This window comes from Microbulbifer agarilyticus, from assembly GCF_001999945.1.
Taxonomy (GTDB): Bacteria; Pseudomonadota; Gammaproteobacteria; order Pseudomonadales; family Cellvibrionaceae; genus Microbulbifer; species Microbulbifer agarilyticus_A.
This window is the reverse complement of the sequence record NZ_CP019650.1, coordinates 1651525-1676070: the sequence shown is the minus strand read 5'-3', so window position 1 is coordinate 1676070 and position 24546 is coordinate 1651525. Positions and strand designations below refer to the sequence as shown.

14 protein-coding genes and 2 tRNA genes are annotated in these 24546 nt (G+C 48.7%); 2 read left to right on the top strand and 14 right to left on the bottom strand.

Features of this window, described 5'->3' with window-relative positions:
- Positions 1–268: 268 nt before the first annotated feature.
- Together ccmI and Mag101_RS06640 are read right to left on the bottom strand one after the other, a co-directional pair.
- Entirely contained in the window at positions 269–1561 is a 1293-nt protein-coding gene (gene ccmI / locus Mag101_RS06645; RefSeq protein WP_077402491.1) for a c-type cytochrome biogenesis protein CcmI, read from the bottom strand.
- Entirely contained in the window at positions 1554–2096 is a 543-nt protein-coding gene (locus Mag101_RS06640; protein WP_077402488.1) for a cytochrome c-type biogenesis protein, read from the bottom strand. The genes ccmI and Mag101_RS06640 overlap by 8 nt, the downstream gene beginning before the upstream one ends.
- Positions 2097–2292: 196 nt before the next feature.
- On the opposite strand from Mag101_RS06640, the gene Mag101_RS06635 reads away from it, so the two are divergent.
- Both Mag101_RS06635 and Mag101_RS06630 read left to right on the top strand, forming a co-directional pair.
- Positions 2293–2368 (top strand) — tRNA-Val (locus Mag101_RS06635).
- Between the two features lie 50 nt (positions 2369–2418).
- Positions 2419–2495: transfer RNA gene (locus tag Mag101_RS06630), tRNA-Asp, on the top strand.
- Between the two features lie 312 nt (positions 2496–2807).
- Here the strand turns inward: Mag101_RS06630 and Mag101_RS17805 are convergent.
- The 12 genes from Mag101_RS17805 to Mag101_RS17990 form a co-directional block, all read right to left on the bottom strand.
- Entirely contained in the window at positions 2808–3212 is a 405-nt protein-coding gene (locus Mag101_RS17805; protein WP_157520237.1) for a hypothetical protein, read from the bottom strand.
- Between the two features lie 31 nt (positions 3213–3243).
- Entirely contained in the window at positions 3244–5904 is a 2661-nt protein-coding gene (locus Mag101_RS06620) for an RHS repeat-associated core domain-containing protein (protein ID WP_077402482.1), read from the bottom strand.
- A 78-nt stretch (positions 5905–5982) separates the two neighbouring features.
- The gene (locus tag Mag101_RS17800) at positions 5983–7722 is read right to left on the bottom strand and encodes a hypothetical protein (protein WP_157520234.1); all 1740 of its coding nucleotides are present in this window, start codon (positions 7720–7722) and stop codon (positions 5983–5985) included.
- 76 nt (positions 7723–7798) lie between these two features.
- Entirely contained in the window at positions 7799–9151 is a 1353-nt protein-coding gene (locus Mag101_RS06605) for a DUF6531 domain-containing protein (RefSeq protein WP_232325168.1), read from the bottom strand.
- Positions 9152–10241: 1090 nt separating this feature from the next.
- Positions 10242–11825, bottom strand: coding sequence for a hypothetical protein (locus Mag101_RS06595; RefSeq protein ID WP_157520228.1), 1584 nt, complete (start codon positions 11823–11825; stop codon positions 10242–10244).
- A gap of 78 nt (positions 11826–11903) precedes the next feature.
- Positions 11904–13169: an RHS repeat protein gene (locus Mag101_RS06590; RefSeq protein ID WP_198040118.1), complete on the bottom strand. Its 1266-nt coding sequence runs from the start codon at positions 13167–13169 to the stop codon at positions 11904–11906.
- Between the two features lie 957 nt (positions 13170–14126).
- Entirely contained in the window at positions 14127–14510 is a 384-nt protein-coding gene (locus Mag101_RS06585) for a hypothetical protein (RefSeq protein WP_077402461.1), read from the bottom strand.
- Between the two features lie 28 nt (positions 14511–14538).
- Positions 14539–17253: an RHS repeat-associated core domain-containing protein gene (locus Mag101_RS06580; RefSeq protein WP_077402458.1), complete on the bottom strand. Its 2715-nt coding sequence runs from the start codon at positions 17251–17253 to the stop codon at positions 14539–14541.
- 58 nt (positions 17254–17311) lie between these two features.
- Entirely contained in the window at positions 17312–18769 is a 1458-nt protein-coding gene (locus Mag101_RS17795; RefSeq protein WP_157520221.1) for a hypothetical protein, read from the bottom strand.
- 131 nt (positions 18770–18900) lie between these two features.
- Entirely contained in the window at positions 18901–20169 is a 1269-nt protein-coding gene (locus tag Mag101_RS17995) for an RHS repeat protein (RefSeq protein ID WP_198040117.1), read from the bottom strand.
- A gap of 1095 nt (positions 20170–21264) precedes the next feature.
- On the bottom strand, positions 21265–22740 hold the full coding sequence (locus Mag101_RS06565) for a DUF6531 domain-containing protein (protein WP_077402449.1): 1476 nt from the start codon (positions 22738–22740) through the stop codon (positions 21265–21267).
- Positions 22741–23221: 481 nt separating this feature from the next.
- Positions 23222–24397, bottom strand: coding sequence for an RHS repeat protein (locus tag Mag101_RS17990; RefSeq protein ID WP_077402446.1), 1176 nt, complete (start codon positions 24395–24397; stop codon positions 23222–23224).
- Between the last annotated feature and the right edge of the window lie 149 nt (positions 24398–24546).

Sequence of the window (24546 nt, the reverse complement as noted above, 5' to 3'; positions counted from 1 at the left end):
TTAACTCGGTAATACTCGGCAACCGTGCAGCAACTTTGCTCTGCCGGACGCTCTTCGTTGTACTTTCAAAAGGTTCAAACAGCAGGTTCAAACAGGGAGTTTGCAGAGGCCTGACTGAGCAGTCCGCACGAATCGCCAGTTTGTCTTTGCAAACAGACGATTGTACATGGCTATGAGCCGGGTTTCAGCGCTATTTTCGGCCGAAAATGCGGAAGGACCGGTCGCACCGAAAGGTGCAACCGAGGGTGTGAAATCGATCAATAATGAATCAGATCTGCTGGTCAATCACAATGGACAAGGGCTTCGACCAGTCTTCCTTGGCCAGGGTCTTGACCTCGCCCTGCCAGTCACCAGGCGCCGGACGGGCATTGCCGCCGACCGCTAGGCGGGCAACCACCTGAACCTGATCGACCGTCTTGAGGCTGCGACCGGGCATCATTGCTCGCGATTCATCCAGTACCACACGTGCCGGCAGGTCCGCCGCAGTGAGCCGCACGATCGCCAGCGGCATTGGGCTCTCCGCGGTACGCGCGTAGACAAATACCGGTGTGGAGGGGCTGTATTTGACCGCATCACCCAGTGACACGGTGACCGCAATACTGTTTTCATCCGCTGTCTGCGCCTTGGAAGCACCCTCGTCCGCAGACTGGGATGCTACCGAGGTGGACTCCGCTACCGCCTCACCACCAACCTTGGCCAGTGCCGCTTCCGCGCGCTGCACCCCAGCAGCCAGTGCCTGAGCTGCGTTAGAACCCGGCGTCAATTGATTGAGCGCGCGCTGCCAGTGAGACTTCGCCGCCGCATAATCCTCTCGCTCAAAGGCCGCGATACCCGCCAACCCCAGCGCCGTGGTGTTACTTGGCTGTGTGGCCAACACCAGATCCACTTCACGGATTACTTCGGCCGTGATTTTCGAGCCATTAGCAAAAAACAGCGCCTGAGCCAGTTCCGCGCGAATATTGACCGCTTCTGGCTCCTTGGCAACGATGTAACGGTATTGAGCCAAAGCGCCCTGGATATCATTGCTGACCAGCAGACGCTGAGCCAACATGTAGCGGCTATTCAGGTCGTCCGGATGGCTTTCAACACGCTTACGCAGCTGTTGAGTGATACGCGCCTCGACCACCATATCCGACGCACCGGACTGACTGGCCACAATATCCCGGTACAGCGCGACATCATCGTGCGCCCCCCAATAGAAATACAGGCCGAGCGCCACCAGGGGCACCGCGAAGGCCAGAGCAAACAACAGCCCGCGGCCACCATCTCGGCGCTGCGCCAACTGATAGCTGCCACCCTGCTCTTCCGCCAGCAACTTGCGCGCCAGCTCTGTCTTTAGCGATACATACTGCGCCTCGTCGATTGCACCATCTGCACACGACTGCTCAATTTCTGCCAGGTGCTCGCGGTACAGAGCTGCCTGAGAGGTACCCTCAGGGCCGTCCGCATTTAATTCTGCGCGGCGCGTTTTGCGCTCCCTGACCTTAGCAACCACAGGCCAGGCAATAAGCAATGCCAGAGGCAGCAGTAACAGCGCCAGCATCATCCACAAATCAATCATTACGCTTACCACCACCCTGTTGCTCACCATTCAGCAGCTGCGCGAGCCGCTGAGATTCTTCCGCACTCAGTTCCGCGCCCTCCTCCTCTTGCCGGCTTCCGCGGCCATTGCGGGATCGAACGACAATCAGGATGAGCGACAAAAGCCCCAGTGCGGCAAATACACCCGGCGCGACCCACAGCACCATGGTGTTGCGTTGCATCGGTGGTCGATACAGGACGAAGTCGCCGTAACGGGCCACCATGTACTGATTAATCTCTTCGTCGGTGTAACCTTCCTCAAGCAGGCGACGAACCTCGCGGCGCAAATCGGTCGCGACCATGGAATCCGAGCCGGCTAGGTTCTGGTTCTGACACTTGGGACAGCGCAGCTCCTCAATCAAAACCTCATAGCGCACCTGCAACTCAGCATTCGACAGCCTCTCCACCTCGACGGCGGCATAGCTGGAAGGCAAGAACGCGACCATTGTGACTAGTAGAGTCAATGTAGCGGCGATCTTTTTGGTAAGAGACGCGTCGATTCGTTTTTTCTGCACTGATTTTCTCCGGCGGAAATTCGCCCGATTATAGCAGCGCCTTCGCCGTCAGACACCCATGGCAACAGGCCCCGCAACATAGTCATATCGGCAGCCGCCAAACCACTAAAAGGGCATAACTCATTGAATTGAAAAAATTTTTCAAAAAGCGTTGACGCCCCAAAAAATATCATTACTATACGCAGCTCCTGACGCGGGGTGGTTAGCTCAGTTGGTAGAGCGGCGCCCTTACAAGGCGTAGGTCACAGGTTCGACCCCTGTACCACCCACCACTTTCCTTTAGGTCTGCCAGGCAGATTTGACAAAGGAATGTCAGGAATGCGGACCGGTAGTTCAGTTGGTTAGAATGCCGGCCTGTCACGCCGGAGGTCGCGGGTTCGAGTCCCGTCCGGTCCGCCATATACAAAAAAGGCTCACACGAAAGTGTGGGCCTTTTTTGTATGTGCTAAAAATTTGCCCCCCAACCCTAGAGAACAGCAAAGCCGAAAAGAGGCGACTGGCAACTCAAACTAACAGACCGAAACAAGCATAGGGCGCCCCTTTTGACGACAAACCTAAAACGGAACAAAAGCAGTAACTTAGAAAGGGAACTAATGAGCAGACTCGAAGCGCGCTACCCAAGACTAGTAAAAGGACACAGCCCGAGCCGACTCACAAAAACCTCAGAATCACACAGAAAGACCTGATCGACGCACAACAACAAGCTTGCATCTAAACAACCACATCAATCACACAACCTTCCGCATCAAGAACCACCACCCATTTAAGCCCACCATCATCGACCAAAGTATAAAAAACCTTACCCGCCTTTGGCGTAAATTCACCCTCTGAAATTACCGTTTCAATAATTTCAAATGCAACAGAGTTCTGCTTAAGATTGCGAATAACGCTGCGCAAATAATTTCGTCCGTTTATTACTACAACATCATTTTTTTTGGCGCAGACACTAGACCGAAGGACGAGCGCTCCCCCACCCACCAAAATACAAAACAACTGAAGATATCGCTGCGCCTCTTCAGATAAGAATGAAAATACATTCCCCCCCCAAGCACCCATGCTAAAAAAAACAGAAAAAGAGACAACTGCAACAGCAGTGAAAACATTCTTAAGACCCACAGAGTCCACCTTTTCGACAGCCTAGTATTACCTACTTTTCGCACACTTCTTTATTACACTCCTCCATACAAGCAGCATATCCCGCTGTTGTCCCCACCAAACCCAACGATCCAGCAGCATATGCATACCCAGGCGGCCCCCCCACATAGGTATATAACGCACCCAAACCCAATCCATAACCCCACTCTTTAGCTGCGTTAAGGTTACACGCTTGCGCACAAGATAATGGACTCGCTGCCGGCCTCCTAAATGCTGACTTCGATAGATTTAAATCTTTCGCCATTTGCCCCTCCAAAAAACCAAAACTTGCGGATACTGCCTGCTCTCCCGAGGGGTCAATCATATTTACTGGATTCGCCTTCACATATGAAAACGTATTGGGCCCATCTATCAAACCCAGACGATCACTTTGCAAATAGCGCCCGGTACCCGGATCGTAATCCCGGAAATAGTTGTAATAGAACGGTGCCTCGCCACCCTTGATCTGCCCAGGGAAACGCAGGTTCACCGTAACGTTTACACCATCACCATCCACATCTGCTAAAGGATTGGTATTGCCAAACGCATCACTGTCCCAGCGCCACACGATCGCTTGCGCATCATTGGTGCCTACACGCGGGGTATATAGATGGTCGGTATGCAGGTAAGTCAGGAACTTCTTGTTCACCGCACCACTCGACTTGTATGTCGTCTTGATGTGCGCAACCGGTTCGCCGTCCAGATAGATGTAATCCACCTGGTTGGACAGGCTCACGCCATCGCTGCGCAAGGTTGTCTCGGAGAGATACTGTCCACTCAGATTGTAGTGCAGCAGAACATCAGAGCTTTTGTCGGTACGTACACGCTGCCCCAAGGCATTGTAGGAGTATGTGCCTTTTAGAACACCTGACTTGGTGTAGCTACTCATACGGTTGGCATGATTGTAGGTATAGAGGTAATCATCATCGTTATGACTAACGGTATTACCAGCCGCATCTTTTACCCAAGCCTTTGAACCACGCAGAACCATGCGATTCGACTCTGCTTCATAGGCATAGGTCGCCGTGGAGGTGGTGCTATCCGTTTTATCCCAAATACGTTGCGTACGGTTGCCTACGCTGTCGTACTGGTAGTCTCGAGAGCCTGCGGAATACACCTCGTCGTCCAACCGATCCAGGGTATCGTACGCGAACACACGGTCTTTGTTTGCATCCAAGACATCGGCAATGCCGGTAATATTGTTCGCCAGATCATAGGTATAAAACTCTGAACGCACACTACCCAGGCCAGCTGCTGTGACTTCCTGCAAGCGGCCGTCTAAGTCGTAGGTATAGGTCTGGGTAATGCCATTGCCATACTCCATGGAAGCAATGCCGCCATAGGGCTGGTATTGAATATTGCTGACGATGGTCTGGGCAGTCGCTTGGGCATCATCTTTACTGGTAATGGCGGTGGTGCGCCCAAGGCTGTCGCGGACGTATGTGACGATGCGGCCTGACGGGTAGGTAACTTCTGTTACTCGGCCAAGGGCATCGTAGCTGTAACCAGTATTAAAACTCAGACCGGCAATGGTATCGGCCTGCGTGGTGACGCGCCCCAGCTCGTCATAAGCGAGGGCCGTAGAACCGGAATCATTACTGTAACCCGTCAGGCGCCCTACCCCATGATTGCCATTTTCGGTGCTGTCATAGGTAAAGCTGGCGTTTTCGCTAGTATTGCCGGGGTACACAATACCGGTTAGCCGATTAAGTGCATCGTAACTGTAGTTCGCAACGATACCGCGCGCATCGGTACGGGTAATGAGGTTACCAGCTTCATCATAGTCGTAGTCGGCAATACCCGTGTCGGGACTGGTCAATTTGATCAGGTGGCCCGCAAAGTCGTATTCATAATTCGTGGTATTACCACGTTGATCGGTCACCGAGGTGACACGGTCGGCACTGTCGTAGGTAAACTGGACTGTGTTGTTGGCGGCATCGGTGACCGCCTCTACACGCCCCAGAGCATCGCGCGCTTCACCAGTGGTGTTTTGGTTGCCGTCGGTGGCAGAAACACGGTTACCGTTTTTATCGTAGGCAATCGACGTATTCTGGCCATTATTGCCATCGACATCGATCAAGCGGCTCAGCTCGTCATAACTGCGGTTAATCGAACGCACCAGCGTTGTACCGTCCGCGGCAAAGACCTTTTCTTCGGTGACGTTACCCGCCGCATCCAGCGTGTACTCAATACGCTCTCCCACGGCATTCTCAACGGCGGTCAAGCGACGCGCAGCGTCGTACTCAAACGCAACCGTAGAACTATCGGGAAAGGCAACATTGATTACCTGTCCGACCGGGTCATAGGTGTAAGTGGTCACCAAATCACCTGCTGCCGCCTTGATGGTGACCGTCTCCAGCCAACCGCGCGCGGTGTAGGTGTAGTGCGTCTGCAGACCGTTTGCATCCTGTGACTTCGTAGGGCGACCCGCAGCATCGTATTCCAGGATAGAGTCAACATGCCCCAGTGCATTGGTGCTCGTTGTCATCCGGTTAAAGGAATCGTAGGTATAGGAGGTGACATCGGACACGTCGGTACGCGGACCGTCCGCTGTTTCTAATTTACCCCCTTCTGTGTAGGTATAAGACCAATTCTGTTCCGTAATTGCAGCACTCGTGCCATGTGCAACCAGTAAACTCAACACCCCGGCAAGAGCCGATTTAGTTAACCGCATGCTTAAAGTCCTTATTGATTATTTTTTAATTCTTTAGGCCAGCCCCAAAAGTTCTGGCCAATATAAGTTAATGAGTCATTACAGAGAGACAGGCGTCACCTTGCGATCGAGCAACCGTCCGCCAGTGTCATAAGTGTTTTCTATAATTTGCTCGGGAGAAGTAACCTTCAACGGCACGCTCAACGTGGCATGCCATTCTGTGGTAATAGTGCGAGCTTCTGGTGTGCCGTAGGCTTCTGTGCGGCTTAATTCGCGCCCCAAGCTATCGCGACTATAAGCAGTAACATTACCTTCCCAGTCGGTTTCACTGGCGACAAAGCCATTGGCATCGTAGGTGTAGGCCATGTTGGCAGCTGCACAGTTCGCGGATGCTTCACCTTGGACTGAGACAATGCGCTTGCTGCCATCAACTTCAGCAAAGGTATAGGTAGTTTGCTTGCCCAGTGCATTAGTCAGGCGACGGGTATTGTCATCGACATATTCAACATCAATCGATTCTGCACCATCACTGTACTCCGTACGAATAGCCCGGCCCTGAGCATCGTAATCATACGTACTATATATATTTCCCGCCTCATCGGTAATACCCGTTAATGCATTGGGAAAGCGGCTATCCTCATAACGATAAAGGCGAATAGAGCCACCCTCACCAGGGTATTCTATCGACTGCAATAACCCACTGTCCGCATAAGAAAATTGATACATCAATCCGTCATTACGGGTAATTTTTGATAATTTATCACCAACATATTCGAGCAAAATGCTGTTGCCATTATCGTCTGAAATAGACTCTTGATAGACTCCCGCTTCATCATAAGAATAAGTAATACCCTGACCCAGATCATTCTCCAAGCGCAAAATGCGCCCTTCAATATCATACTTTTCAGTTCGACCATCAACCTTTAACGACCACCCAACATGTTGCTCTCCCGCACCCAGATCCTTCTCCACCCTCCAATCACGGTTAGCCTCTGCGATAAAAGCTCCACTTTCATTATTAAAATGTACATCACTTCCATTAGGGCGATACGCAATTAGACGCTCTGTCATTCCGCCAGGAACAGAGTAACTAGCAAGAAAATAGCTATGATTGTGTCGCCAGTGATTAGACGCACCACCAAGGTAGGTTAACGAGGGATCCGCATCTAATGGCAAGGAGATAGGTTGGTCACCACTTGAAAGTGGAGACTCGGAGAAAGTTACAACTTCAATCGTTGAATTCTCATCAACACTATACCCTGCTCCACTTTTCTTTTGATTACCAAAACTGTTATAAAGCCAGAAAAACGCCAGAGGAAATTCACCAATAGCCTCAAAAACTTTCTCCTTTTGATACTTATGACCACTGAAGAAATTAATCGGGTTACCAACAAAGTTCTTACAGCTTTGCGGCTCCGGCAATTCAGTACAAGCACGCACCACAGAGTTCCAATCCTTTCCCACCGCACACTGTATTTCACAACTTTCTGAGTCAGCATTGTAAGCCATAGGGCTTTGACATTGAGGCTCCTCCGGCGGATAAGGAGTGCATTGATGCATCCACCATTCAGTATCCGTGTTCCAGTACTCTCCCTCACCACATGGATTGCCGTGATGCTCCCATACCTCATACACATCAGTAATCCGAATGTAACAAAGCTTTCCATTCGCTCTAGCACCATCGCATGCACCCTGTGCCGCCTCTAAGTTCCCCCATGTATGCCACAAATAAATCCAACCATTACCCGGAGGAAGACCATTCGCACCATCGGCAAATGCAGCAACTGAAAACGCATAGATAGATACACAAACAACTTTTCTAAAAAACCGAAAAAACATACATATCTCTTTTCGTTAAAATTATTTATATTTAGGGCATCCCAAAAAATTCTGGCCAATACAAGTTAATGCTTTATTACTGAGAAACAGGCGTCACCTTGCGATCGAGCAGGCGCCCACCAGCGTCATAGGAGTTTTCTAGAATTTGCTCAGGAGAAGTAACCTTCATCGGCACGCTCAACGTGGCATGCCATTCCGTGGTAATAGTGCGAGCTTCTGGTGTGCCATAGGCTTCTGTGCGGCTTAGTTCGCGCCCCAAGCTATCGCGACTATACGCAGTAACATTACCTTCCCAGTCGGTTTCACTGGCGATAAAACCATTGGCATCGTAGGTGTAGGCCATGTTGGCAGCGGCACAATTCGCAGATGCTTCACCTTGGACTGAGACAATACGCTTGCTGCCGTCGACTTCAGCAAAGGTATAGGTAGTTTGCTTGCCCAGCGCATTTGTCAGGCGACGGGTGTTATCACTGAGGTATTCCACTTGGCCAGAGTTTGCACCATCACTATGCGTGGAGCTGACCGCCCGCCCCTCGTCGTCATAGGCAAAAGTGCTGTATACATTGCTCGCTTCATCAGTAACACCAGTCAGTGCGCGTGGGAAGCGGGTGTCTTCATAACGGAACTGACGCTGTGGTGTAGTGGTACCTGGGAAGGTAATACCTTGCAGCAAGCCGCTGGCGCTGTAACTAAATTGATAAACAGAACCATCGTTACGGGTAATCTGGCTCAAGCGACCTTCGGTATACCCGAGCGTGATACTGTTGCCGGTGTCATCTGCAATCGATTCCTGCTGAACACCATTAGCATCATAGGTATAAGTGATGCCCTGCCCCCGTTCATTTTCGATACGCAGGATACGACCAGCCGTATCATATCGCTCGATACGGCTATCGACTTTCAGCGTCCAACCGGTGTGCTGTTGGCTCCCATCGAGATCTTTGGTCACTTGCCACTGCCTATTGCCCTGACCAACGAAATTTCCGTCAACCGCAACAAAGTGCACATCACTTCCATCGGGGCGATAGCTGATCAATCGCTCCGTCACATCATCAGCCAGTACGCAATGTCCCAGAAAGTAACTGTGGTTGTGTCGCCAGTTATTTGTAGCGCCGCCAATATAGATTTGCGCAGGATCGCTATCTAACGGCAGGCTGATCGGAGTAGCACCAGCAGCCAATGGTTGCTCGGTATGCACAACGGTTTCCCCGAGTGTCTCGGAGGTGCCATCGGCCCCAGCTCGTGAACCCACACTGTAGCCTGCACCCGTCTTCTGGTGGTTTCCGAAGCTGTTGTAGTGCCAGGAAAAAGTCAGCGGGAAATCGCCATTCGCAGAAAACACCACTTCTGTTTGGAGCTTATGTCCGGAGAGAAAATTGATCGGATTGAATGCTTTGTGTGCACAACTTTGAGGCTCAGGATCACTCACACAGTCGCGAGCAGACTCGGACCAAGGTTTGTCAGCTGGACATTCATTCTCACAGAGACCAGTATCAACATTGTACGAAGTTGGGGCTTCACATTTGGGAACTACTGACTCTTCGCACGACATTGTTTCAGGTACGTACGAAGCACTTCCGACACACTCACAGGCTCCACCAAAATCTGATGACGCAGTAGTACCCTCGGGACATAGACCACTATCATAAAAGTGAGCTGTCCATGAATAACCATACGCATCATCAGGGGTAGCATTCAATTTAGTCGAACAGGTAGCAAATTCACTCGCTCTAGGAATACCATTTGAAGAGTAATACGATCTATATAGATCAACCGAGCGCAAGCCAGTCTCTGAATTAATCTCTGCCCCATACTGTAGGCAACTGTCAGGATCGCCATTGTAAACAGGATGATCAGAGGCAGCATTAACAGCTGCGCACGCCCCAGCTTTATCCTCGAAAATCCCAATATAAAACTCTTCGCAAACCCCATCAGATACGGCTGAATGGGAAAGAAAGTAGGTCAAAGCCAAAAATATCCGAAACATAATTACTCATCAAATATACATGCTTTAGGTTCACACACCTGAAACATCAAAAACGTATAAATCTTTTCAGGGAAATATAATCAATAATCACACGAAAAACATGGATACAATTAGAGAAAATAAATAACCTATAAAATATATACAGAAATGTATTTTTACATTACAGCCTACCAGGCTTCAATTTTACAAAGAGAACATGGAACACCCTGAATACTACTTTGCCCACCAGCTAAAAACCGAAGAACAAGAATTAAAATCACTCACACTAAACTTAACCTCACCAACACTAAAAATAACTTTAGATGGCCTGCCTGTCACCTCAATCATTCGCCACCTCCTACAAACCACTTTGCCTGTAGGTATAAAATCAATTCTGTTCCGAAGTTGCAGCACTCGTGCCATGTGCAACCAGTAAACTCAACGCCCCCGCAAGAGCCGATTTAGTTAACCGCATGCTTAAAGTCCTTGTTGATTATTTTTTAATTCTTTAGGCCAGCCCCAAAAATTCTGGCCAATATAAGTTAATGAGTCATTACAGAGAGACAGGCGTCACCTTGCGATCGAGCAGGCGCCCACCAGCGTCATAAGTGTTTTCTATGATTTGCTCAGGAGAAGTAACCTTCACCGGCACGTTCAACGTCACATGCCATTCCGTGGTGATAGTCCGAGCTTCTGGTGTGCCGTAAGCTTCAGTGCGGCTTAATTCGCGCCCCAAGCTATCGCGACTATAAGCAGTAACATTACCTTCCCAGTCGGTTTCACTGGCGATAAAGCCATTGGCATCGTAGCTGTAGGCCATATTGGCGGCTGCACAGTTCGCCGATTCATGACCACTAACTTTCACTATCACCGACGAATTATTCACACCAACCGCATCAAACTTATATGTAGAAGTTCTACCAAGTGCATTTCTAATTGTTGCTGAATCAACATAACCTCCTACAATAGAATAATCCACTTCAACACGCTCCGCGCCGCCTGCAAGCTCGCTTGACACCACTAATCCGGCTGAGTTGTACGTATAGCTTTCCAGCAAAATACCGCCTCCATCTCTTATCTCAGTAAGTGCTGTGGGGTACTTAGAATTCTCATATCTATATTCAAAAATTGGCTCGTCATCTGAAAATACATAGCTCACCAAATTTGAACTGGACGTCGTGTATTCATATGTCAGCGTCGGACCACCGAGCACTTCAATCTGATTCACCCTACCACGATCGTCAAAGAAATATTTTTCACGATGACCATCTTTTGAAAATCTCTCAAGAAATTCAAGATTATCATCATCCGAGTTATATTTAACTTCTATTTCGACAACATCCCCATACCCATAGCTTCTCTGCTCAATATTTCCATGATAATCAAACTTTGAGAACTTATCTCCACTTGAGAGCAAAGCATACCCACCAACAATTTGAACTATCTTGTCGAAAGGCCTTTCATATGACAAAAATTCAGACCCTTCACCATTCCTATGAAAAGAAATTCCGACTCCTCTTTGATCATAGTAGATAAACCCTTTCGGGTCGGACGCGATATCATCTGAGACAATTTCTAGCCGCTCACTATTAACACCAAAGACCCAACCTCCAGCCCCCTTTGAATCAAAGTAGTAAGTTCTCTCAACACCTAACCTACCTGCTCGATAATCCTTAACATTCTTATATTTACCACCCGTTAACAGAATAATGGGATTTTCAGTGCATGCAGTTTCGCAACTACAACCGGGGTTTTCTCGAACACCTTGAGCACACATTACATGATCGCCAACCCTAACCTTCGCACCACCTGATGAACAATAAAACTTTCGCCTCACTGAAGTTGGGTGATTATAGCTTCCATCATCCCTCAAACATCGAATGGTCCACTTCTCTTCAGGGTAATCAAAATACTTATTGCTAAATTCCAAAAATGATGAAGATCTATTCGGTGTCGAAAGAGACTCGCAAATCAAATCCCCAAAATACTCTGGGCTATCATTACACTCCCACCTATAAGTCCCGTGGGCTGAATGACCGGTACACCACGCCTTTGGTTTAGCCTTCACAAGCTCTTGCGAATAGACTGATTCTGACACTGATAGCAATATCAGCACACACGTAATCACTTTAAGCACTTATTATCATTCCCGAGCATATTTATTAGAACAAAAAAGACACAAAATCATTAAAGACCAACTACAACCAAAACTCGATCAATTCGATACAGGGATAATTTTCCGTTCCATTAGGCGCCCACTAGCGTCATAAACGTTTTCAATAACTTTCTCAGGAGCAATAATTTTCACCGGGACACTCAACGTCACATGCCATTCCGTGGTGATAGTGCGAGCATCTGGTGTCCCGTAGGCTTCTGTGCGGCTTAGTTCACGACCAAGGCTATCGCGACTATAAGCAGTAACATTACCTTCCCAGTCGGCTTCACTGGCGATAAAGCCATTGTCATCGTAGGTGTAGGCCATGTTGGCCGCGGCACAGTTCGCGGATGCTTCGCCTTGAACTGAGACAATGCGCTTACTGCCATCGACTTCAGCAAAGGTATAGGTAGTTTGCTTGCCCAGTGCATTGGTCAGGCGACGGGTGGTATCACTGAGGTATTCCACTTGGCCAGAGTTGGCACCATCACTATGCGTGGAGCTGACCGCCCGCCCCTCGTCGTCATAGGCAAAAGTACTGTATACATTGCTCGCCTCATCAGTAACACCTGTCAGTGCGCGTGGGAAGCGGGTGTCTTCATAACGGAACTGGCGCTGTGGTGTATTGGCACCCGGGAAGGTAATGCCTCCTAGCAATCCGTTGGCGTTGTAACTAAATTGATAAACAGAACCATCGTTACGGGTAATCTGGCTCAACTGACCTTCGGCATAGCCAAGTGTGATACTGTTGCCGTTGTCATCTGCAATCGATTCCTGCTGAACACCATTAGCATCATAGGTATAAGTGATGCCCTGCCCCTGCTCATTTTCGATACGCAGGATACGACCGGCCGTATCATATCGCTCGATGCGACCACCGACTTTCAATGTCCAACCGGTGTGTTCTTGGCTCCCATCGAGATCTTTGGTCACTTGCCACTGCCTATTGCCCTGGCCGACAAAATTTCCGTCATCAGCAACAAAATGCAGATCACTTCCGTCAGGGCGATAGCTGATCAGCCGCTCCGTCACCTCGTCCACTAGTACGTAATGCCCCAGAAAGTAACTGTGGTTGTGTCGCCAGTTATTAGTGGCACCACCAATATAGGTTTGCGTAGGGTCACTACTTAGCGGCAGACTGATCGGAGTAGCACTTTCAGCCAATGGTTGCTCGGTATGCACAACGGTTTCTCCAAGCTTCTCGGAGGTGCCATCAGCCACAGTCCGTGAACCCACGCTGTAACCCGCTCCCGACTTCAGATGATTTCCGAAGCTGTTGTAGTGCCAGGAGAATGTCAGCGGGAAATCCCCATTGGCCTCGAACATCAACTCATTCTGAAGCTTGTGGCCAGAGAGGAAATTGATTGGATTGAATGCTTTGTGCGCACAGCTTTGAGGCTCAGGCCCCTCTACACAATCGCGAGCATCTTCAGACCAGGGCTTTTCGACAGGACATTCTTTTATGCAAGCACCAGAATTCGCATCATATTTAGTTGGAGGCTGACATGCCGGACTTATCACACACATGTTTTTTTCAAGATCTAGCACATACCCATCAGGACAACTCGGTAGTCGAATAAATGCCTCTATCGTCGAGCACAATGAAGGCTCGTTCGGATTGATAATCGGCCCGCCGCTATTCATTGAATTTCCGGCTGAATCTACACAGCCAGAGTAATAACAGCGTGATCCAGATCCGCGAATTTTGCTCTCACACGAATTGTTGCTGCAGTATGCCCAATGCCCGGCCTCGGACTTACAAGCCTCATAAGCCCCATCTAATACATACAACCCTTTTTCGACAATAGTCTGGGCATACGCACCTTCTACTATTGATATCATAACAAGTAAGATAGGGGCACTTAGCTTGCAGATTGGCAATTTATTTGCGGAGCTCACCGGACAACCTCAACTCGAATATAAATTATACTCAAGATTTCTAAAAAAACTGTATTTACCAAAGACTGCCCACCGACTAGTCGAAGCTATCAATCAAACTATAGAGATCATCACAAGACCGCACACCTAAATATTCCAGCACAAACCGCTCCAAAATATTGAAAATCAGTTTATTTATGAGAAATTTGCCTGTAGAAATTTACATGCGAGCATCAGCGTATCCATCACTAGAAAAATAGAGAGGCTCCGACACATAGTTCAGTCAGAACACCCTAAAATAAAAAACATGAAATCCTACAAACAAACATCTCCATTTAACGATATCGACTCTATCTTTAATCCAACACAAAAATAGTCCGAGAATATTTACATAAGAAAAAACATTCACTCTATTAGTATAATCCTGAACAATAGAATTGCGCCGACAACAAAAATAGTGAGAACAGAAAATATGACGAACAAGGCAAAGAAGATCTTATTGCCAAGTTCAGAGTCTATTCCACCACTATCCAACTGCTCTTTAAATTCATTTAGCAATTGCTCAGAAATTTTCTTCGAAACAACATGATTAGAATCTTTTTTTAATTGACAGGCATCATTGAACTGCTCTTCATATACAACCCAAACACCAACCCGAGTCGATCCGGATAAGACTCGATGCTGAAACGCATTCACCCCCGAAACCGTAGCAGCGACACCATGATCGAGAAGGTAGTTACACAAATTCATCGCCTCTTCAATCGAATCGAAATCAGCTAACAACTTCATAATTTCCTCCACCTCTCCGCAACGGTGTTTACCACGCAGGCTTATATGACACACACACGCAGCCATTCTCGACTGTTGCCATTGGTGACATACTTTGATTTTGGCCCGGCGCACCGCAATACTGCTCTACACCGCTTGAATCCCACGGACACACACGCTTTTCACAAGTCATTGGATAATTTTTATGCAGGTTTTTTTCCAACTCCTTCAGCTGCTCAAGAATCTCAGCGATTCCTTCTACAACTACTTTATTCTTTTTCGCTTTATTCTGAAGATTTCTTAGCCGATCTCTTAAAGACTGCTGCTGAGCCTTCAATCGCGCATTATTACGCGCAATTCGAGAATTCGGGTTACCAGGATTGCGCTGAGGCTTAAGCCCATCAGGATCATATAAATTCATTGGGTTTGCTAGTACATATAAATATGTGTTTATACCACCGTCCAACCCAGTAGGATCACTCTGCAAATACCGCCCAGTGCTCGGGTCATAATCCCGGAAATAGTTGTAATAGAACGGCGCTTCACCACCCTTGATCTGCCCAGGGAAACGCAGGTTCACCGTAACGTTTACACCATCACCATCCACATCTGCTAAAGGATTGGTATTGCCAAACGCATCACTGTCCCAGCGCCACACGATCGCTTGCGCATCATTGGTGCCTACACGCGGGGTATATAGATGGTCGGTATGCAGGTAAGTCAGGAACTTCTTGTTCACCGCACCACTCGACTTGTATGTCGTCTTGATGTGCGCAACCGGTTCGCCGTCCAGATAGATGTAATCCACCTGGTTGGACAGGCTCACGCCATCGCTGCGCAAGGTTGTCTCGGAGAGATACTGTCCACTCAGATTGTAGTGCAGCAGAACATCAGAGCTTTTGTCGGTACGTACACGCTGCCCCAAGGCATTGTAGGAGTATGTGCCTTTTAGAACACCTGACTTGGTGTAGCTACTCATACGGTTGGCATGATTGTAGGTATAGAGGTAATCATCATCGTTATGACTAACGGTATTACCAGCCGCATCTTTTACCCAAGCCTTTGAACCACGCAGAACCATGCGATTCGACTCTGCTTCATAGGCATAGGTCGCCGTGGAGGTGGTGCTATCCGTTTTATCCCAAATACGTTGCGTACGGTTGCCTACGCTGTCGTACTGGTAGTCTCGAGAGCCTGCGGAATACACCTCGTCGTCCAACCGATCCAGGGTATCGTACGCGAACACACGGTCTTTGTTTGCATCCAAGACATCGGCAATGCCGGTAATATTGTTCGCCAGATCATAGGTATAAAACTCTGAACGCACACTACCCAGGCCAGCTGCTGTGACTTCCTGCAAGCGGCCGTCTAAGTCGTAGGTATAGGTCTGGGTAATGCCATTGCCATACTCCATGGAAGCAATGCCGCCATAGGGCTGGTATTGAATATTGCTGACGATGGTCTGGGCAGTCGCTTGGGCATCATCTTTACTGGTAATGGCGGTGGCGCGCCCAAGGCTGTCGCGGACGTATGTGACGATGCGGCCTGACGGGTAGGTAACTTCTGTTACTCGGCCAAGGGCATCGTAGCTGTAACCAGTATTAAAACTCAGACCGGCAATGGTATCGGCCTGCGTGGTGACGCGCCCCAGCTCGTCATAAGCGAGGGCCGTAGAACCGGAATCATTACTGTAACCCGTCAGGCGCCCTACCCCATGATTGCCATTTTCGGTGCTGTCATAGGTAAAGCTAGCGTTTTCACTAGTATTGCCGGGGTACACAATACCGGTTAGCCGATTAAGTGCATCGTAACTGTAGTTCGCAACGATACCGCGCGCATCGGTACGGGTAATGAGGTTACCAGCTTCATCATAGTCGTAGTCGGCAATACCCGTGTCGGGACTGGTCAATTTGATCAGGTGGCCCGCAAAGTCGTATTCATAATTCGTGGTATTACCACGTTGATCGGTCACCGAGGTGACACGGTCGGCACTGTCGTAGGTAAACTGGACTGTGTTGTTGGCGGCATCGGTGACCGCCTCTACACGCCCCAGAGCATCGCGCGCTTCACCAGTGGTGTTTTGGTTGCCGTCGGTGGCAGAAACACGGTTACCGTTTTTATCGTAGGCAATCGACGTATTCTGGCCATTATTGCCATCGACATCGATCAAGCGGCTCAGCTCGTCATAACTGCGGTTAATCGAACGCACCAGCGTTGTACCGTCCGCGGCAAAGACCTTTTCTTCGGTGACGTTACCCGCCGCATCCAGCTTGTACTCAATACGCTCTCCCACGGCATTCTCAACGGCGGTCAAGCGACGCGCAGCGTCGTACTCAAACGCAACCGTAGAACTATCGGGAAAGGCAACATTGATTACCTGTCCGACCGGGTCATAGGTGTAAGTGGTCACCAAATCACCTGCTGCCGCCTTGATGGTGACCGTCTCCAGCCAACCGCGCGCGGTGTAGGTGTAGTGCGTCTGCAGACCGTTTGCATCCTGTGACTTCGTAGGGCGACCCGCAGCATCGTATTCCAGGATAGAGTCAACATGCCCCAGTGCATTGGTGCTCGTTGTCATCCGGTTAAAGGAATCGTAGGTATAGGAGGTGACATCGGACACGTCGGTACGCGGACCGTCCGCTGTTTCTAACTTGCCCCCTTCGGTGTAGGTATAAGACCAATTCTGTTCCGTAATTGCAGCACTCGTGCCATGTGCAACCAGAAAGCTCAATGCCCCCGCAAGAAGAGACTTACTGAAATACATATCAATTCCTTCGAAATGAATTATTCGTTTAATTGTTCTACTTACTTCTACAAATTTATTATTCAGACCCACCAAGAGGCGTTACCTTGCGTGCAAGTAATCGGCCATTGGCATCGTACTCAAATTCGGTGATTTCTTTTGAAGTGGAAATCTTTACTGGAACCCTAAAAGATGAATGCCACTCTGAGGTAACCTCTCGAGCGAAAGCCGTACCAGCGGCTTCAATCCGCTTAATCTCTAAACCACGGTCGTCGTATTCATAATTGGTCAGATTTCCTTCCCAATCAGTTTTAGATTGCAGCATTCCATTCGAAAAATAGCTGTAAGACTTATGAGAGGCCTGACAGTTTGCCGACTGTTCACCCTCAACCGCGACAAGTCGTTTCAGGCCATCAAAATCCTGGAACGTATATTTCGTTACCCGCCCGAGGCTGTTCGTTTCTGTAACCGTTCCATCTTCGTTGTACACGAGGACCACCTTACCCTGACCGTTTGCATGCTCACTAGAGACAGCTCTCCATTCGCTATCGTAAGTCCACTTAGTAATCAACTGATCATCTGCAGCATAGTACTCAGTAAGATTAGAAAGCTCATACACAAACCTAGCCACCTGCAACTCATCGGCAACGACCTGACTTAACATGCCATTTTCTTGATAAGAGAAAGAAAAATCTCTGGAATCGTAACTAACAGATTCGACTCTAGATTCGCCCCCAAAATTGACCTGGGCAATTATCTCACCACCTTGATTAATTACCGCCTTTTCAGAATCAACGTTTATGAGAAAAGCCAGATTATAAATATCCTCAACCGACACCAAAGCACCACTAGCATCGAAATTGTATATATACATTGCATCCTGGTAGCTAAACCCGTCAACTCCGACAAGTAACTCACCATAACTTGGTGTATCGGCGACATATGCGCCGCCTTCAGCAGCGAAAATTATCAGCTTTCCATCACCGCGCGACAGATAGTACTCACCCGCCACCTCACTAATGGACCAATTTAATGAGTGTGTCCAACCGTCGCCTTTGGAGTTATAGAAAATATCAAAGCGAAAATTCTGAACAGAGAACAGGTTGAGCTTTTGAAACTTATTTCCAGATGCGATGGTTATTGGATTACCCGCACTAGGGCAAGAATCACCTAGATTTTTTCGAACACTTCTAGGTGCGCAGCCACCACTACCATAGACAAAGTTTTCAGCATCAGAACATGACGACCGCCGTCCGATAGTGCTGCCAAAAGTTTCCCTGCTATCCCCCTCCTTACAATAACCGCATTGAAAAGATTGGTTATATACATCTACAAATCGACTTCTTTCAGGACAATATCGATCAGTAATAGTGTAATACATTACTTTATACTGATATTCACAGGCATCACTAGGCTCCTTGAAGTAGACCCCATGGCTTCCTATTTCCCAGTAATCCCAATCGTTGGCAAAAACAACTTTAGATACAGTCACGAAATATAAAGAGACCGCGATCGAAATCATTCCCAATCGAATCACACACACCTCCAAAAATCACGAAATAAATTCTTATTATTCAACCACCAGTGGGAAAACTTGATAACTCTTGAATAGATACTTGCCCGATCTACAACCTAGATTAAGCACATCCAGTGAATCACAAACCGAGGTTAATCATTCGACTCACGCAAGGTCTTTTGGCTCAGCAGCCGACCTGACGTGTCGTAACTAAACTCCACCACAGTTTCCTGGGTTGTTACCTTTGACGGTACATTGAAATTTTCATGCCACTCGGTGGTAACAGTGCGGGCTTCCGGTGTGCCGTAAGCTTCGGTACGACTTAACTCACGCCCCAAGCTGTCGCGAGCATAAGTGGTGACACTACCTTCCCAGTCAGTTTCACTGGCGATAAAGCCGCTGGCATCGTAGGTGTAGGCCATATTAGCAGCTGCACAGTTCACAGATACTTCACCTTGGACTGAGACAATGCGCTTGCTGCCATCGACTTCAGCAAAGGTATAGGTAGTTTGCTTGCCCAATGCATTGGTCAGGCGACGGGTGTTGTCACTGAGGTATTCCACTTGGCCAGAGTTTGCACCGTCACTATGCGTGGAGCTGACCGCCCGCCCCTCGTCGTCATAGGCAAAAGTGCTGTATACATTGCTCGCTTCATCAGTAACACCAGTCAGTGCGCGTGGGAAGCGGGTGTCTTCATAACGGAACTGGCGCTGTGGTGTATTGGCACCCGGGAAGGTAATGCCTCCTAGCAATCCGTTGGCGTTGTAACTAAATTGATAAACAGAACCATCGTTACGGGTAATCTGGCTCAAGCGACCTTCGGTATACCCGAGTGTGATACTGTTGCCGTTGTCATCTGTAATCGATTCCTGCTGGACACCATTCACATCATAGGTATAGGTGATGCCCTGCCCCTGCTCATTTTCGATACGCAGGATACGACCAGCCGTATCATATCGCTCAATGCGACCATCTACTTTCAGCGTCCAACCGGTATGCTGTTGGCTCCCATCGAGATCTTTGGTCACTTGCCACTGCCTATTGCCCTGTCCGACGAAGTTTCCGTCAACCGCAACAAAGTGCACATCACTTCCATCCGGGCGATAGCTGATCACTCGCTCCGTCACATCATCAGCCAGTACGTAATGTCCCAGAAAGTAACTGTGGTTGTGTCGCCAGTTATTTGTAGCGCCGCCAATATAGATTTGCGCAGGATCGCTATCTAACGGCAGGCTGATCGGAGTAGCACCAGCAGCCAATGGTTGCTCGGCATGCACAACGGTTTCTCCGAGCGTCTCGGAGGTGCCATCAGCCGCAGTCCGTGAACCCACACTGTAGCCTGCACCCGTCTTCTGGTGATTTCCGAAGCTGTTATAGCGCCAGGAAAAAGTCAGCGGGAAATCGCCATTCGCAGAAAACACTACTTCTGTTTGAAGCTTATGACCGGAGAGAAAGTTGATCGGATTGAATGCTTTATGCGCACAGCTTTGAGGCTCAGGCTCCTCCACACAATCGCGAGCAGTCTCAGACCATGATTTATCAGCTGGACACTCTTTTTCACAAAGACCGCTATCAGCATTGTAACTTGTTGGGCTCTGACAAGTAGGGGCCTCTAACTCGACACACGTGTTAGTCGACAAATCCATCTCATAATTTCCTTCACAGACACATTTCGCATCCAGCTCCGGCGCCGGAGTCGAGCCGCTAGGGCACCCGCCATTGACACGATAGCCATATAAATTAGGCGTACCACTGGGAATACCCCTTACACCACAATGACGAGAATTCCAAGTTCCATCACCATATTTGACCAAACCTCCATAGCCATGCCCATTTTCGATGTAATGGTCAAAGAGACAGGTTGGTTCTCCAGCACTGCGGCAAGCCGCCTTCGCGCTATCCCGATCAGGATAAATACCGAGGAATTTAACCGCATAGCATGAACTGAATGGAGGCGTTGCTGCATGTGCAAAATTGAATGTCGATACAATCACAACCAATATGAATTGAAGCAGACCATACCTTTGGTCCATTACAAATTTTTTCATACAATCCACATACCTAAAAATAATTCGCCATATGCAGAACGCATAAAGCATATACATTTTTTCGAAGATTCGGCTGAAAGATTACAGTGATCAATGACCTAGAAAGGATGCCGCCTTACGACCTATAGCGCGCCCTTTCGAGTCATACTCAGCTTCAATAACTTGCTCGGAAATAGCAACTCTCACGAACAAATTCAATATCGCGTGCCACTCTGTAGTAATCACTCCTTCATCGAGCGTGTCCACAGCTCCTACTCGCGATACTTCCCGACCATAACTATCCACACCTAACAATTGTCGCAACGTAGTCGTTCCAACCCGTCTTTCTGGTCAATCGTCCATTAGATCATCTAGCGAGCGCGTGAGTCACACCAAAACTGAATATCAAATCCAGTAACTTTAAGCTGTGTTTATACTCAAATTCTCGGCAATTCAATTCGTAAACTCTTCCATTACATTAACCCGCCCTTAGAGAGGGCTAATTTTTCGATCAAGCAAGTTACCTGCTGAATCATAGGAAAATTCGATAATCTGCTCAGGTGTAATGACTTTCATCGGGAGGTTCGACGTCACGTGCCATTCAGTGGTAATAGTGCGAGCCTCTGGCGTGCCGTAAGCTTCGGTACGACTTAACTCACGCCCCAAGCTGTCGCGAGCATAAGTGGTGACACTACCTTCCCAGTCAGTTTCACTGGCGATAAAGCCGCTGGCATCGTAGGTGTAGGCCATATTAGCAGCTGCACAGTTCACAGATACTTCACCTTGGACTGAGACAATGCGCTTGCTGCCATCGACTTCAGCAAAGGTATAGGTAGTTTGCTTGCCCAATGCATTGGTCAGGCGACGGGTGTTGTCACTGAGGTATTCCACTTGGCCAGAGTTTGCACCGTCACTATGCGTGGAGCTGACCGCCCGCCCCTCGTCGTCATAGGCAAAAGTGCTGTATACATTGCTCGCTTCATCAGTAACACCAGTCAGTGCGCGTGGGAAGCGGGTGTCTTCATAACGGAACTGACGCTGTGGAGTAGTGGCACCCGGGAAGGTAATACCTTGTAGCAAGCCGTTGGCGTTGTAACCAAATTGATAAACAGAATTATCGTTACGGGTAATCTGGCTCAACCGACCTTCGGTATACCCGAGCGTGATACTGTTTCCGTTGTCATCTGCAATCGATTCCTGCTGAACACCATTAGCATCATAGGTATAAGTGATGCCCTGCCCCCGTTCATTTTCGATACGCAGGATACGACCAGCCGTATCATATCGCTCGATACGGCTATCGACTTTCAGCGTCCAACCGGTGTGCTGTTGGCTCCCATCGAGATCTTTGGTCACTTGCCACTGCCTATTGCCCTGACCAACGAAATTTCCGTCAACCGCAACAAAGTGCACATCACTTCCATCCGGGCGATAGCTGATCACTCGCTCCGTCACATCATCAGCCAGTACGTAATGTCCCAGAAAGTAACTGTGGTTGTGTCGCCAGTTATTTGTAGCGCCGCCAATATAGATTTGCGCAGGATCGCTATTTAACGGCAGGCTGATCGGAGTAGCACCAGCAGCCAATGGTTGCTCGGTATGCACAACGGCTTCTCCAAGCTTATCGGAGGTGCCATCAGCCACAGTCCGTGAACCCACGCTGTAACCCGCGCCCGACTTCAGATGATTTCCGAAGCTGTTGTAGTGCCAGGAGAATGTCAGCGGGAAATCCCCATTGGCCTCGAACACCAACTCATTCTGAAGCTTGTGGCCAGAAAGGAAATTGATAGGATTAAATGCTTTATGTTCACAGCTCTCCGGCTCCGGATCACCTACACAGTCACGCGCAGAATCAGACCAAGGTTTGTCAGCTGGGCATTCTTTCTCACAGAGACCGGTATCACTGTTATAACTTGTGGGCGACTCACAGTTGGGTTGCTCGCACTGCAAAGTATCGATATTCATCTCTCCTTGCTGACATTCACAAATCCCGCCTTTCTCCCAGTTTGGACTTGATCCATCCGGGCAAACATTAGTATACCGCCAGAGATGTACTTCATATTCTCTACCTTCACCAGAGAAATGCGAGCAGAGTTCTACATAGGGGTGATAGCGCCAGCTTCCAGAAGACTCTAATTTAAATCTGCTGCATCCACGGGCGGGAATATTTGCGTTATCAAAAATGTAACCAGCTCGATAACACTCATGTGATTTAGTCGCGTTAAAAGCTGTATTTGTCCCCCTATACAGACCATGTTCAACAACTTGACAAGAGAAAGAATTCACATTTCCAGAGAGAAAGAACAAAGCGACTATAGAAAGTAATTTCCATTTACCAAAGGCGTGAGAAATTTTCGCTAAAGAGTAGATAAACATTTTTGATTATTCCTCAATTTTTTTCACCCAACACCGCCCAAGGTACTAGCCAAAAATATTTTATTAACCACTAAGGTGAGACTGACGTTACCTTGCGATCGAGCAGGCGCCCACCAGCGTCATAAGTGTTTTCTATGATTTGCTCAGGAGAAGTAACCTTCACCGGCTGACTTAGAGTGGCATGCCATTCGGTAGTGATGGTACGTGCTTCCGGGGTACCGGACGCTTCGGTACGGCTCAATTCCCTGCCAATCACATCGCGAGTATAAGTAGTAACATTACCTTCCCAGCCGGTTTCACTGGCGACAAAACCATTGGCATCGTAGGTGTAGGCCATGTTGGCAGCTACACAGTTCGCAGATGCTTCACCTTGGACTGAGACAATGCGCTTGCTGCCGTCGACTTCAGCAAAGGTATAGGTAGTTTGCTTGCCCAGCGCATTTGTCAGGCGACGGGTGTTATCACTGAGGTATTCCACTTGGCCAGAGTTTGCACCATCACTATGCGTGGAGCTGACCGCCCGCCCCTCGTCGTCATAGGCAAAAGTGCTGTATACATTGCTGGCTTCATCAGTAACACCAGTCAGTGAGCGTGGGAAGCGGGTGTCTTCATAACGGAACTGACGCTGTGGTGTAGTGGTACCTGGGAAGGTAATGCCTTGCAGCAAGCCGCTAGCGTTGTAACTAAACTGGTAAACAGAACCATCGTTACGGGTAATCTGGCTTAACCGACCTTCGATATACCCGAGTGTGATACTGTTGCCATTGTCATCTGCAATCGATTCCTGCTGCACACCATTCGCATCATAGGTATAGGTGATGCCCTGTCCCTGCTCATTTTCGATACGCTGGATACGACCGGCCGTATCATATCGCTCGATGCGACCACCGACTTTCAATGTCCAACCGGTGTATTCTTGGCTCCCATTGAGATCTTTGGTCACTTGCCACTGCCTATTGCCCTGGCCGACAAAATTTCCGTCATCAGCTACAAAATGCAGGTCACTTCCGTCAGGTCGATAGCTGATCAGCCGCTCCGTCACCCCGTCCGCTAGTACGTAATGTCCCAAAAAGTAGCTGTGATTGTGTCGCCAGTTATTAGTGGCACCACCAATATAGGTTTGAGCTGAGTCGGTATTTAACGGCAAACTGATTGGAGTAGCACTTTCAGCCAATGGTTGCTCGGTATGCACAACGGTTTCCCCGAACGTCTCGGAGGTGCCATCGGCCGCAGTCCGTGAACCCACACTGTAGCCTGCACCCGTCTTCAGGTGATTTCCAAAGCTGTTGTAGCGCCAGAAAAAAGTTAACGGGAAATCGCCTTTCGCAGCAAAGACTAGCTCTTCTTGAAGCTTATGGCCGGAAAGAAAGTTTATTGGGTTGAACGTAAGGTGTT

What these genes read in the sequence shown, in the direction of transcription:
- ccmI (WP_077402491.1), bottom strand. Translation starts at nt 1,561, where the DNA reads ATGATTGATTTGTGGATGATGCTGGCGCTGTTACTGCTGCCTCTGGCA.
- Mag101_RS06620 (WP_077402482.1), bottom strand. Translation starts at nt 5,904, where the DNA reads ATGCGGTTAACTAAATCGGCTCTTGCCGGGGTGTTGAGTTTACTGGTT.
- Mag101_RS17800 (WP_157520234.1), bottom strand. Translation starts at nt 7,722, where the DNA reads ATGTTTTTTCGGTTTTTTAGAAAAGTTGTTTGTGTATCTATCTATGCG.
- Mag101_RS06590 (WP_198040118.1), bottom strand. Translation starts at nt 13,169, where the DNA reads ATGTTCGAGGCCAATGGGGATTTCCCGCTGACATTCTCCTGGCACTAC.
- Mag101_RS06585 (WP_077402461.1), bottom strand. Translation starts at nt 14,510, where the DNA reads ATGAAGTTGTTAGCTGATTTCGATTCGATTGAAGAGGCGATGAATTTG.
- Mag101_RS06580 (WP_077402458.1), bottom strand. Translation starts at nt 17,253, where the DNA reads ATGTATTTCAGTAAGTCTCTTCTTGCGGGGGCATTGAGCTTTCTGGTT.
- Mag101_RS06565 (WP_077402449.1), bottom strand. Translation starts at nt 22,740, where the DNA reads ATGAATATCGATACTTTGCAGTGCGAGCAACCCAACTGTGAGTCGCCC.